The organism is Microbacterium sp. 22242, assembly GCF_052045495.1.
In the GTDB taxonomy this organism is placed as follows: domain Bacteria; phylum Actinomycetota; class Actinomycetes; order Actinomycetales; family Microbacteriaceae; genus Microbacterium.
The window spans coordinates 1-12,232 of the sequence record NZ_JBQEOZ010000025.1; the positions used below are offsets into that span (position 1 = coordinate 1).

At 70.3% G+C, this 12,232-nt stretch carries 9 protein-coding genes and 1 pseudogene; 4 read left to right on the forward strand and 6 right to left on the reverse strand.

Annotation, left to right across the window (positions count from 1 at the left end; genetic code table 11):
• Both ACTJJZ_RS17305 and ACTJJZ_RS17310 read right to left on the reverse strand, forming a co-directional pair.
• Nucleotides 1-528, reverse strand: a pseudogene (locus ACTJJZ_RS17305) (HNH endonuclease signature motif containing protein); the annotation flags it as partial.
• Between the two features lie 378 nt (nucleotides 529-906).
• The gene (locus ACTJJZ_RS17310) at nucleotides 907-1,662 is read right to left on the reverse strand and encodes an SDR family oxidoreductase (RefSeq protein WP_440722428.1); all 756 of its coding nucleotides are present in this window, start codon (nucleotides 1,660-1,662) and stop codon (nucleotides 907-909) included.
• Between the two features lie 144 nt (nucleotides 1,663-1,806).
• Between ACTJJZ_RS17310 and ACTJJZ_RS17315 the strand changes: the two genes are divergently transcribed.
• Nucleotides 1,807-2,658, forward strand: a complete 852-nt coding sequence (locus ACTJJZ_RS17315) for a helix-turn-helix transcriptional regulator (RefSeq protein WP_440722429.1) — start codon at nucleotides 1,807-1,809, stop codon at nucleotides 2,656-2,658.
• A gap of 156 nt (nucleotides 2,659-2,814) precedes the next feature.
• Here the strand turns inward: ACTJJZ_RS17315 and ACTJJZ_RS17320 are convergent, their stop codons facing one another.
• Genes ACTJJZ_RS17320 through ACTJJZ_RS17335 form a run of 4 tightly spaced genes read right to left on the reverse strand, consistent with a single transcriptional unit; the run spans nucleotide 2,815 to nucleotide 7,945 of the window.
• Nucleotides 2,815-4,347, reverse strand: a complete 1,533-nt coding sequence (locus tag ACTJJZ_RS17320; protein ID WP_440722430.1) for an ATP-binding cassette domain-containing protein — start codon at nucleotides 4,345-4,347, stop codon at nucleotides 2,815-2,817.
• Nucleotides 4,344-5,156: an ABC transporter permease gene (locus ACTJJZ_RS17325; protein ID WP_440722431.1), complete on the reverse strand. Its 813-nt coding sequence runs from the start codon at nucleotides 5,154-5,156 to the stop codon at nucleotides 4,344-4,346. Before ACTJJZ_RS17325 ends, ACTJJZ_RS17320 begins: the two co-directional genes overlap by 4 nt.
• Complete coding sequence (locus ACTJJZ_RS17330; RefSeq protein WP_440722432.1) at nucleotides 5,153-6,280, reverse strand: ABC transporter permease; 1,128 nt, start codon at nucleotides 6,278-6,280, stop codon at nucleotides 5,153-5,155. Before ACTJJZ_RS17330 ends, ACTJJZ_RS17325 begins: the two co-directional genes overlap by 4 nt.
• A gap of 39 nt (nucleotides 6,281-6,319) precedes the next feature.
• Nucleotides 6,320-7,945 carry an ABC transporter substrate-binding protein gene (locus ACTJJZ_RS17335; protein WP_440722433.1) on the reverse strand — a complete coding sequence of 542 codons (1,626 nt, stop codon included), beginning with the start codon at nucleotides 7,943-7,945 and terminating at the stop codon, nucleotides 6,320-6,322.
• 162 nt (nucleotides 7,946-8,107) lie between these two features.
• Here ACTJJZ_RS17335 and valS point away from each other — a divergent pair, with 162 nt between their 5' ends.
• The 3 genes from valS to ACTJJZ_RS17350 all read left to right on the forward strand — a co-directional run.
• Nucleotides 8,108-10,726, forward strand: coding sequence for a valine--tRNA ligase (valS, locus tag ACTJJZ_RS17340; RefSeq protein ID WP_440722434.1), 2,619 nt, complete (start codon nucleotides 8,108-8,110; stop codon nucleotides 10,724-10,726).
• Nucleotides 10,723-10,986, forward strand: a complete 264-nt coding sequence (locus ACTJJZ_RS17345) for a hypothetical protein (RefSeq protein ID WP_440722435.1) — start codon at nucleotides 10,723-10,725, stop codon at nucleotides 10,984-10,986. The genes valS and ACTJJZ_RS17345 overlap by 4 nt, the downstream gene beginning before the upstream one ends.
• Nucleotides 10,987-11,217: 231 nt before the next feature.
• Nucleotides 11,218-12,232, forward strand: a 1,015-nt coding sequence (locus tag ACTJJZ_RS17350; protein WP_440719754.1) for an IS110 family transposase, incomplete at its 3' end; no start/stop codon positions are given.

Consider the following 12,232-nt stretch of genomic DNA (forward strand, 5'->3'; position numbering starts at 1 on the left):
GAGACCCCGCGGGCAGAGCCTTTCCGCCACCCGCTCCACCACCCGCCGCGCCCGATGCGGAGTCTCCCCCACACACGCCGCCACCGCGAGCCGCTCGAACCCCGCCCGCACCGCATCGTCGTCCAACCGGGCGCCGGCGTCCTGGATCACCCGCACATGCGCAGCATTGATCCGCGCCTCACTGAACGCCCGCACCGTCTGCGGGAACCGGGCCACCAGATCCCCGGCGCGGGCCATCCGGCCCTGCACCACCCGATCCGACATGCGCAGCACCCCCGCCAACTCCGCCGCCACAGACCGCGCCGCAAGATCCACCGCCTCACCCCGCACCACCCCCGACCCGGAAGAACGCGCGGCGAGGTCCTCCGCGAGACGCTGCGCGACCCCGAGATGCGCCTCCCGCAACGCCAGCAACTGCACGACCGCCGCCTCCGTCACCACCAGACTCTCCCCCAGCACCCGCAACACCATCACCGGATCCACCGGGTCCACCCCGGGATCCACCACCGCGCCTCTCGAGCTGCTCATACCCCCAGTCAACCCCTGACCACCGACATTCCAGACCCGAAAACCACCAGATCAACACCCAAAAAGATCACGGTCGTATCACGACTCTGGACCGGTTCGTCAACGGCTCGGAGGGGTTCGAAGACCGAAAGCCGACGGACGTCAGCGGAGGAGAATCGAGGCGCGATGACTTCCGATCGATAGACCAGCCGAGTCAAACGCTGCCAAGTCGCTCCGGCCGAGCGCGTCCTCGCGGCCGGTTCGGTTGCGCACAGGTGCTTGGACACTAGCCGGCGACGAGGGTTGAGACGAATGTGCGGGCCCGCCGTTGGGCGGCGCCGTGCAGTGAAGCGCGCCGCCCAACCTCAGGGAGTCGCGGCTGAAGAACATGTCAGTGGTCTACTGGTTGCGCGCGGCGGCGAGCATCTGTGCGCGCTGGGCGACGAGTTCGTCGTAGCTGCCGTTCTTCTCGGCCCAGCGATGCATTTGCACGCCCTCGACGAGGATCTGCTTCGGAGTGGGCATCTGCGCGAGAAGGCCCATCACCTCAGTGGCGAATGCGTCCAGCGGGAGGGCATGCGGGTTGACCTTCTCCTGGCCGCCCGTGTTGACAGCCGGCGGCACGAGCTCGATGACCTCGACGCCAGTGCCATCGAGCTGCACCCGCAGCGCTTCGGTGTACGCGTGCACTCCGGCTTTGGACGCCGCGTAGGTCGCCATCGGCGGGAACGGCAGATAGGCGATCCCCGACGTCACGGTGACGATCGTTCCGGCGCCCAGTTCGATCAGATGCGGAGTGAAGGCGTCGATGACCCGGATCGTGCCCAGCAGATTCGTCTCGACTGTCGCCTTGGCCGCCGTATAGTGCTCGGGATCGCGCAGATCTTCCAGCAGCATCACTCCCGACATCGTGATCAGGGTGTCGACGGCGGAATGCTCGGCGAGCACGGCGTCTCGTGCGGCCGCAACCGAGGCTCTGTCGGTGACGTCGATCTCGACCGCGCCAAAGCCCTCGGCGGCGAGGTCGGCGAGCGCATCCCGGTTCCGGCCGCCGACGATCACGGTGCTCCCGGATGCAACGAATCGGCGTGCCAGTTCGCGGCCGATTCCCGAGGTGCCGCCGGGGATGAAGATGGTGTGTCCGCCCTGTCGCATTCTACGTTCTTCCTTATTTCTCGAATTCGTGGGACCAGTGCTGATTCGAGGATCGGCCGAGGCCGGAGAGCTCGGAAGTGCCCCCGTCTTCCCGGGGCCCAGCAGGGCCCCTCTGCCGCGCGCGCCGAGCAGTAGCGTAAGAATGTGGCTGCCGGCGAGAATCAGAACCGTCTCGGGGCGTATCTGCGTGCGCGCCGAGAACTGGTCACGCCTGCTCGGATCGGCCTTCCCGCGGGAGAGAACCGCCGGGTTCCGGGCCTGCGCCGTGAGGAAGTCGCAATGCTCGCCGGCATCAGCGCCGACTACTACTTGCGCCTGGAACGCGGCCGCGATGCCAACCCCTCTGTTCAGGTGCTCGACGCTCTCGCGCGCGTCCTCCTGCTCGATGACATCGAGCGCGACTATCTGCTCGGTCTCGGCTCGGCCAGGCCGCCGCGCGCCAGGAAGGGCAAGCCGGAACGGATCCCCGAGCGCCTGCACCAGTTGCTCGCCAGCCTCGACATCCCGGCGTTCGTCGAGGGGCGTGCGTTCGACGTCCTCGCCTCCAACGACCGCGCTGTCGCATTCTCCCCTCGCCTGCGCCCCGGAGAGAACCGGCTCAGATCACTGCTCCTGGACCCGGAAGAACAGGCATTCCATCAGAACTGGGAAGAGTCGGTCAAGGGGATGATCGCCGCGTTCCGCACGTCAATCGGCGATGACGTCGACGATCCGCGATTCGTCGAGCTCGTCGGGGAACTCGCTCTCTCCAGTGAGCGGTTCCGTGCTCTGTGGGCCCGGCACGATGTCCGCAACCTCGAAGGCGGCACAGCACTCGTGAATCACCCTCTCGTCGGCGAACTCCGGCTTCACCGTGACAAGCTGCCCGTCGAGAACGTCGTCCTCGTCGTCTACTACCCCGATAAGGGGAGTGAGAGCGAGGAGAGACTCCGGGTTCTCGCATCCCTCACGTCCGGCTCCGACGTGTCGCGATCCGGCATCTCACAACGCCGCTGATGTCGCGCGACGGACTATCGCAGGGACCGGCGTGATGGTTGCACTCCTCGGCGAAGCATTCTGCCCCCGGAGCCGCAGCGAACTCGATGTTGCGTCCGATCAGCGGAGGGCATGCAAGCCGGGCTAGGCCGTTCGCCTGCCCTCGCGGCGTCCGCGCTACGGCGAGGGCGCCGACGCGGCCAGCAGCTCCCGTGTGAACGGATGCTGCGGATCCCGCAGCACCGCCGCGGCCGGCCCCTGTTCCACGACCGCGCCGTCCTGCATGACCAGCAGATCGTCGGCCACGGAGGCGATCACGCCGAGGTCGTGCGAGACGAGCAGCATGGTCAGCCCGCGATCGCGCTGCAGGCGGTCCAGCAGCGCAAGGATGCGGGTCCGCACGGTCGCGTCCAATGCCGACACCGGCTCGTCGAGCACGAGCACCTCGGGTTCCGCGGCGAGCGCGCGGGCGATCGCGGCACGCTGCCGCTGGCCGCCCGACAGCGCGGCGGGGCGACGCTCCGCGAGCGACAGGTCCAGGCCGACCTCGCGCAGCAGATCGGCCGTGCGGGCTGCGCGCTCCGCGCGGGGAACGCCACCCGCAGCGAGCGCCTCCCGCAGCGAGCGCCCGATCGTCCACCGCGGATCGAGCGCTCCCAGCGGGTTCTGATGCACGAGCTGGATCCGCGGGCGCGCCCCACCGCCCCAGGACACCGTGCCGCTGTCGGCGCGTTCGGCGCCGAGGAGGATCCGCGCGAGCGTGGTCTTGCCCGATCCCGACTCCCCCACGACACCGAGCGTGCGCCCGCGACGCAGGTCGAACGACACACCGCGCAGCACTGGGCGGTCGAAGCTCTTGCCGACGCCCGTCACGGTGGCGAGCACCGGCGCCTGGCCTGCGGGCGGGGTGCGCGGCGCGGGCGCGGCGGCGAGCACCAGCTCGCGCGTGTACGCGTCCTGCGGTGCGGCGAGCAGCCCTTCTGTGAGCCCCTGCTCGACCACGCGGCCGTCACGCAGCACCACGACACGATCCGCCACCCGGCGCACCGCCGCCATGTCGTGGCTGACGAACACGACCGCGGTGCCCTCGTCGGCGATCCGACGCAGCAGGGACAGCACCCGCGCCTGCACGGTCGCGTCGAGCGCGGTGGTCGGCTCGTCCGCGACCAGCACCACGGGCTCGGCGGCGAGCGCGCTGGCGATGAGCGCCCGCTGCCTGAGCCCTCCGGACAGCTCATGCGGGCGCTGCCGGGCGCGCCGCTCCGGATCCGGCATCGCGACGTCGGTCAGCAGCTCGCGCACCCGGACGCCGCGCTCGGCACGCCTGAGGGATCCGTGGATCTCCAGCGGTTCGGCGACTTCGGCGCCGATGCGGCGCAGCGGATCCAGAGACACGAGGGCGTCCTGCGAGACGAGGGCGATCCGCGCTCCGCGCAGGGCGCGCCACTCACGCTCGGGGAGCCTGCGCACGTCGACGCCGTCGACCTCGAGCGTCTCCGCCGAGACCGCGGCGTGCTCCGGCAGCAGCCCCAGCAGCGCACGCACCGTGAGCGACTTCCCCGCCCCGGACTCGCCCACGAGCGCCACGCACTCCCCCGGCGCGACCGCGAACGAGACGTCGTCGACGAGCATGCGCCGATCGATGCCGATGCGCAGCCCCTCTACCCGGAGCGCGGGCCGCGCACCGTTGTCCGGTGCCACTGCACTCATGCTCGTCTCCCCTCGGCGCGGGCGCGCAGCGTGCGGCCGAGGAAACTCGCGGCGAGCACGGTCAGCGTGATCGCGACCCCTGGGAACACGGCGATCCACCAGGCCTGGCCGAGCACGTTGCGGCCGCCCGCCAGCATCAGTCCCCACTCCGGCGACGGCTCGGTGGACCCCAGCCCCAGGAAGCTGAGCCCCGCGGCGGCGAGGATGCTGGATCCGAGGCCGATCGTCGCGAGCACGCTGAGGGATCCGAGCACCCCCGGCGCGACGTGACGGCGGAAGGCGGTGAACGGGCCGACCCCGAGGATCCGCGCCGCCTCCACATGCTCGGCGCGGCGCAGCACCTGCGTCTGCGCGCGGGCGAGCCGCACGTACACCGGGATCGCGGCGAGCGTCACGCCGATCGCGACGTTCGCCCCACCCGGCCCGAGGATCGCCACCACGACGAGCGCGAGCAGGAACTCGGGGAACGCCATCAGCACGTCGTTCGTGCGCATGACCGCCGCGTCCACCGGCCTCGGCGAGACGCCCGCGAGCGAGCCGACGATCAGGCCCACCACGAGCGCGAGACCCGTCGCCAGTGCGCCGATGCCGAGCGAGCGGCCGGCGCCGTGCACCACGCGGACGTACACGTCGCGCCCGCTCTGGTCGGTTCCGAACGGATGCCCCGGCCCGGGCGGCAGCAGAGCGTCGCGCAGGTGCGTCTGCAGCGGGTCCGCGGGGGCGAGCAGCCCGGGCAGCACCGCGGCAAGAACCACGACGGTCAGCACGAGCAGCGCGAGCGCGAGCAGGATCCGGCGCAGCACGCTCATCGGCCGTCCTCCGCAGGCGCTGCGGCCGCCCCCGGGTGGACAGCAGGCCCAGCGGCCGCCCCTGGATGGACAGCCACCTCCTCGGCAGGCGCACGGGCGGCCTCCGGTCGTGCCGGAGCGGCTGCCCTGGCCCGCCCCGGCGCCCGCAGCCGCGGATCGAGCAGCGGCGCCGTGAGCTCGACCGCCGAGTTCACGATCACGAACACCAGGGCGCTGAACAGGATGATGCCGGTGACGACCGGCAGGTCGCGGCCGGTGATCGCGGCGAGCGTGACGCGGCCGAGCCCGGGGCGGGCGAACACGGTCTCCACGAGCACGGCGCCGCCGAGCAGCGATCCGACCAGATAGGCGCTCAAGGTGAGCGCGCCGATCGACCCGTGCCGCAGCGTGTGCCGCAGTGTCAGCCGGGCGTGGTCGGCGCCCCGGGCGCGCACCGCCAGAGCCCACGGCTGCCGCTCGGCCGCCTCGACGCCGTCGCGCAGGACCTGCCCGAGCAGCGCCGCCACGGGCAGCGCGAGCGTCACCGCCGGCAGCACGAGGCTCGCCCCGCTCCTGGTCCCCGACACCGGGAACCAGCCCAACCCGAACGCGAACACCGTGAGCAGCAGCAGACCGATCCAGAACACCGGCGACGACAGCACGACCAGCTCGCCGGTCGCGATCAGGCCGCGGGCGAGAGGCCGCCGGGCGAGCAGCACGCCGGCGAGGGCGAGCAGCACGGCGATGACCAGCGCCGCCGCCGTGAGCTGCAGCGTCGCGCCGAGCTGACGCCCGATCACCTCGCTCACCGGCATCCGCAGCTGATACGACGTGCCGAGGTCCCCGCGCAGCAGATCCCCCAGCATCGATAGGTACTGCAGCCAGAGCGGACGGTCCAGCCCCAGGTCCGCGCGGATCTGCGCCTTCACGCCCTCGCTCACCTGGGCCTGCGGTCCGAGCATCACACTCACCGGGTCGCCGGGCAGCACTCGGAACGCGAGGAAGGACAGCGTGGCCGCGCCCCACAGTACGAGCACGACAGACAGCGCGATCCCGCCGATCCGGCGCAGCGCCGGGCCGGGCCGCCGCAGGGCCCGCCCGATCCTCCGCGACGCGGAAGCACGGGGCCGAGGACGAACGCTCACCAGCGGACGATACCGCGAAGCCCGCTCACCGCACGGCGCTCACTTCACGCCGGTGCCGAAGAACAGCGGGCGCCCGTAGATGTCGAAGCCGAGATGCGAGACCTTGTCGCCCACGGCGGTGATCGCCGAGGTGACGTACAGCGGCACGATCGCGTCGTTCTTCGCGTTCCACTGCTGGATCTCGGCGTACACCTCGTCGCGCCGGGCTGGGTCGGTGGTCGCGATGCCCTGCTTCAGCAGCGCGTCGACCGACGGGTCGCTGACCGAGGACGCGTTCTGGAAGCCGTCCGTGGCGAGGTGGCTGCGCAGCAGGTCGGGATCGACGCCGGAGAAGTCCCAGTCGGTGATGTCGAACGTCTTGGGACCGTACTTGGCGTTGTACGCGCCGGGCTCGAGCGTCTCCCGGGTGATCTCGAAACCGACGGACTTGAGGTCGGACTGGATCGCGTTCGCGAGCGCCGCGTGGTCGTCGGAGACCGGGGTCCACGCGATCCAGTCCGCGCTCAGCCGCTTGCCGTCCTTCATGCGGATGCCGTCCGCACCGCGCTGGGTCCAGCCGGCCTCGTCGAGGAGCTTGTTCGCGAGCGCCTTGTCGAACGGCCAGCTCTTCTCGAGGCTCTTGTCGTAGCCCGGCGTGGTGGGGCCGAGGATGCTCCACGCCCGCGGGAACTGGCCGAAGAAGATCTTGTCCACGGCGGTGTCCACATCGATCGCGCGGGTGAACGCCTCGCGCACCTTCTGGTCGGCGAAGACCCCGTTCTTCTCGTTCAGGAACAGCGAGTAAGGCAGCCCGGGCACCTGCACGGATTTCACGGTCGCGGAGCCCTTGACCTGCGCGACGAGGTTGGGCGGCAGCTGCGAGGCGAGGTCGATCTCCCCGGATGCGACGGATCCGCTGCGCACCGACGCCTCGGGCAGGATCCGCACCCGCAGGGTCTGGAACGCGGGGGCCTTCTGCCCCTCCGGAGCCCAGGCGTACTTGGCGTTGCGGGTGTAGACGATCTCCTCGTTCGGCGTGTACGAGCTCAGCACGAACGGGCCGGTGCCGACCGTGACGCCCTTGCCTCCCGCGGCGAGATCGGCGCCGTGCTCCGTGAGGACCTTGGGCGCGTAGAAGCCGAGCTGGGCGGTGCTCGCCGCCTGCAGGAACGGCGCATACGGCTGGGAGAACGTGACCTTCACGGTGGTCGGATCGATCACCTCGGTGCCCTTGTACAGCTCGCCGCCCAGCATGCTCGCCGCCTGCGCCGACTTCGTCGCGGGGTCCGCGATCCGGTCGAAGTTCGCCTTCACCGCGGCGGCGTCGAACTTCTCCCCGTCGCTGAAGGCGACGTCGTCACGCAGGTGGAACGTGTACGCCGTGCCGTCCTTCGCGACGTCCCAGCTCTTCGCGAGCCAGGGGACGAACGATCCGTCCGCCTTCTGGAACACCAGGGAATCCAGCACGGCGCGCTGCACCATCGCGGTCACGTCCAGCTGGCTGGTCTGCGGGTCCATCTTCCCGGAGGAGAGCAGGCTGCCGTCGACACCCCAGACCAGCTCGCCCTTCCCGTCGCCCGATGCCGAGCCGGAGCTGCCGGAGGACACGGAGCACGCGCTCAGGGCGAGCGCGGCCACGGCGAGCGCGGCGAGCGGAAGAAGTCGGCGCCGGAGCGGAGAAGGCATGGTCGTCCTCGGTGTGCTGTGTGCGGGAGAGAACCAGGCTATCGGTTTGTGGACGGGGTGGATCTATGGACGGCGCGCACCCCGGCCTGGCCGGTAGACTGTTCCGAACCCCCACATTCAGGCACGCTCACACGGTGCCGCACACATCGCACGAGGAGATCCATGTCGTTGAACGCGATTCCCGACAAGCCCGCGCTGGAAGGCCTCGAAGCGAAGTGGGGTGAGCGCTGGTCGGCGGACGGCACGTTCCTGTTCGACCGGATCCGCGCCGCGCAGACCGGCCGCGGCGGCGTCTACTCGATCGACACGCCTCCGCCCACCGCGAGCGGCAGCCTGCACATCGGCCACGTGTTCAGCTATACGCACACCGACGTGAAGGCGCGCTTCGAGCGCATGCGCGGCAAGAACGTGTTCTATCCGATGGGCTGGGACGACAACGGCCTGCCCACCGAGCGCCGCGTGCAGAACTACTACGGCGTGCGCTGCGATCCTTCGCTGCCCTACGACCCCGACTTCACGCCGCCCTTCGAGGGCGGCGACAACAAGTCCTCCCGCGCTGCGGACCAGCAGCCGATCAGCCGTCGCAACTTCATCGAGCTGTGCGAACGGCTTACCGAGGAGGACGAGAAGCACTTCGAGGCGCTGTTCCGCCAACTCGGCCTGAGCGTGGACTGGACCCAGACCTACCGCACCATCTCGAACGAGTCGATCCGGCAGAGCCAGCTCGCGTTCCTGCGCAACCTCGAGCGCGGCGAGGCCTACCAGTCGCTCGCGCCGACCCTGTGGGACGTGGACTTCCGCTCCGCGATCGCGCAGGCGGAGCTCGAGGATCGCGACCAGCAGGCCAGCTATCACACGATCGACTTCCCGTTCGCGGACGGATCCGGATCCATCACAGTGGACACCACGCGTCCCGAGCTCCTGCCGGCGTGCATCGCGATCGTGACCCACCCCGAGGGCCCGCACAAGCATCTGATCGGGACGAAGGTCCGCACGCCGTTCTTCGGCGCCGAGATCGAGGTCCACGGTCACCACCTCGCCCTGGCCGACAAGGGCACGGGCGCGGCCATGGTCTGCACGTTCGGCGACGTGACCGACATCGTGTGGTGGCGAGAGCTGCGCACCGCCGCGGGCGAGTCGCTGCCGAACATGACCACGATCGGACTGGACGGCCGCTTCCTGCCGGACGCCCCGGCATCCGTGGAGAACGCCGAGGCCATGGCCTGGTACGTCGAGAACATGGCCGGCAAGACCGTGTTCTCCGCACGCAAGGCGCTCGTGGAGAAGCTGCAGTCCACCGGCGATCTGACCGCGGTCGGCAAGCCGTTCAACCACGCGGTGAAGTTCTTCGAGAAGGGCGACCGTCCGCTCGAGATCGTCTCCACGCGGCAGTGGTACATCCGCAACGGCGCCCGCGACGCGGCGCTCCGCGACCAGCTGATCGCGCACGGCACGGAGCTGGACTGGCACCCCGACTTCATGCGCGTGCGCTACGAGAACTGGGTCGGCGGCCTCACCGGCGACTGGCTGGTGTCCCGCCAGCGCTTCTTCGGCGTGCCGATCCCGCTCTGGTACGCGCTCGACGAGAACGGGGAACGCGACTACGACCGCGTGCTCATCCCGGATGCAGCGACCCTGCCGATCGACCCGACGAGCGACGTGCCCGCCGGCTACACCGCCGAGCAGCGAGGCGTGCCGGGCGGCTTCGACGCCGAAGCCGACATCCTGGACACCTGGGCGACGTCCTCGCTCACCCCGCAGCTCGCCGGAGGCTGGGAGCGCGACGCCGAGCTGTGGGATCTGGTGTCGCCGATGGATCTGCGTCCGCAGGGCCAGGACATCATCCGCACCTGGCTGTTCTCGACGATGCTGCGCTCGACCCTCGAGGACGGGCGGGCGCCGTGGCGCAACGCCGCGATCAGCGGCTTCATCGTCGACCCTGACCGCAAGAAGATGTCCAAGTCGAAGGGCAACGTGGTCACGCCCGCCGACATCCTGGACGCGCACGGATCCGACGCGGTGCGGTACTGGTCGGCGTCCAGCCGCCTCGGCGCCGACGCCGCGTTCGACCCGCAGAACCCGACGCAGGTCAAGATCGGCCGTCGCCTGGCGATCAAGATCCTGAACGCGGCGAAGTTCGTGCTGTCCTTCCCGGTGTCCGAGGGCGCCGAGATCACGCACGCGATCGACGCGTCGATGCTCGCCACGCTCGACGGGGTCATCCGCGACGCCACCGCGGCGTTCGAGAACTACGACCAGGCGCGCGCGCTCGAGGTCACCGAGGCGTTCTTCTGGACGTTCTGCGACGACTACCTCGAGCTCGTCAAGGAGCGCGCCTACGACCGCACGAACGTGGGCCAGTCGTCCGCGGCGCTCGCGCTCCGTCTCGCGCTGTCGTCGCTGCTGCGCCTGCTGGCGCCGATCGTGTCGTTCGCGACCGAGGAGGCGTGGAGCTGGTTCGAGGAGGGATCGGTGCACACCGCGCCGTGGCCGGAGCCGCGCGGCGGCGAGGGCGACCCGGCGATCCTCGCGACCGCGAGCAAGGCTCTGATCGGGATCCGCCGTGCGAAGACCGAGGCGAAGGCCTCGCAGAAGACGCCCGTGTCGTCGGCGACGATCGCGGCGCCGGCTGCCGAGATCGCCGCGCTCCAGGCGGCGGCCGACGACCTGCGGGCGGTGGGACGGATCGCCGAACTCAGGTTCGTCGAGGCCGAGGAGCTGCGCGTCACGGCGATCGAGCTGGACTCCGCGGATTCGACAGCGCACACCGAGGGGGCATGATGCAGCTGGGCACGCGCTGGGCCGCCGGATCCGAGCCGCCGGCATCGGTCCCCGCCGCGCTGCGTCCTGCCATCGCCGAGGCGGAGGCGCGGAGCGTCGACAACGGCACGCTGAGCCTGCAGACCGGTGCGCTGAATCTGCCTCGCGGCACGTGGACGCTCACCTGGCTGGAGGGCCGTCCGATCGCCGAGCTCGACACCGGCTGGGAGGTCCTGCGCACCGCGACCGGCAAGGTCGTGGTACGGCCGATCGAAGACTGACAGTGATGATGGTGGTGGGAGCCCCGCAGCGGTCGTCCTGACTCTTGGACTGACTGACTTCGGGTCTTGAACGGGATCTGTCGGTCGATTCGCTGCGGGGCTGCCTTTGCACTCACCGTGCGAGGGTTCGTGACCTCATAGGAGCCTGTGCCAGCAGGCACCCATCACTGTCTTGTCCGCTCGCTCTCGGCGGTGCGTGCCGTTCTGTCCCTTGGAGTGAGAGGAACGGCGATGACCACCATCGCACAAGAAACCGAGGTCGGCCAGGTCGAGGTCGCTATCGGGGTCGACACGCACGGCGATACGCACACGGCCGCGGTGATCGATGCGACGGGCCGGCTGCTGGGTTGCGCCCAGTTCCCCGCCGACAAGGCCGGCTACGCGGCGCTGCTGTCGTGGGCGGTGACGTTCGGGATGCTGCTGATCGCCGCGATCGAAGGCACCGGCGCCTACGGTGCGGGCCTGGCCCGGCACCTGCGCGGCGCGGGCGTCGAGCTGCTGGAGATCGACCGCCCCGACCGCAAGACCCGCCGGTTCGCGGGCAAGTCCGACCCGCTGGACGCGGAAGCCGCCGCCCGGGCCGCACTGTCCCGGGCGCGCACTGGTGTCCCGAAAGACCGGACCGGGAAGGTCGAAGCGCTAAGGAATCTGCGCGTCGCCAGGCGCAGCGCCATCGACCAGCGCGCGGACTGCATCAGGCGGATCAAGACGTTGCTGGTCACCGCACCCGACGAGCTGCGGGAACGACTGCGCCACCTGACGGACCGGGAACTGTTACGCATCTGCGCGGCACTGCGACCAGACACATCCCGCATCGGCGACCCGGAACAGGCCGCGAAGGTCGCGCTGCGCGCCCTCGCCCGTCGACACGCCGCGCTGAGCGAAGAGATCGACGAACTCGACGCGCTCATCGACCCTCTCGTCACCACGATCAACCCGGCCCTGCTCGAACTCAACGGGGTCGGTGCCGATGTCGCCGGGCAGCTGCTGGTCACCGCGGGCGAGAACACCGACCGGCTCCGCTCCGAAGCCGCGTTCGCGATGCTCTGCGGCGTCGCCCCGATCCCCGCATCCTCCGGCAAGACACACCGGCACCGCCTCAACCGCGGCGGCGACCGGCAAGCGAACGCCGCCCTCTACAGGATCGTTCTCTGCCGACTCCGCTGGGACCCCAGAACCCAGGCCTACATGCGCCGCCGCACCGAACAAGGCCTCTCCAAGAAAGACATCATCCGCTGCCTCAAAC

Coding starts and splice junctions, on each gene's coding strand:
- ACTJJZ_RS17310 (WP_440722428.1), bottom strand. CDS start 1,662: ATGCGACAGGGCGGACACACCATCTTCATCCCCGGCGGCACCTCGGGA.
- ACTJJZ_RS17320 (WP_440722430.1), bottom strand. CDS start 4,347: ATGAGTGCAGTGGCACCGGACAACGGTGCGCGGCCCGCGCTCCGGGTA.
- ACTJJZ_RS17325 (WP_440722431.1), bottom strand. CDS start 5,156: ATGAGCGTGCTGCGCCGGATCCTGCTCGCGCTCGCGCTGCTCGTGCTG.
- ACTJJZ_RS17335 (WP_440722433.1), bottom strand. CDS start 7,945: ATGCCTTCTCCGCTCCGGCGCCGACTTCTTCCGCTCGCCGCGCTCGCC.
- valS (WP_440722434.1), top strand. CDS start 8,108: ATGTCGTTGAACGCGATTCCCGACAAGCCCGCGCTGGAAGGCCTCGAA.
- ACTJJZ_RS17345 (WP_440722435.1), top strand. CDS start 10,723: ATGATGCAGCTGGGCACGCGCTGGGCCGCCGGATCCGAGCCGCCGGCA.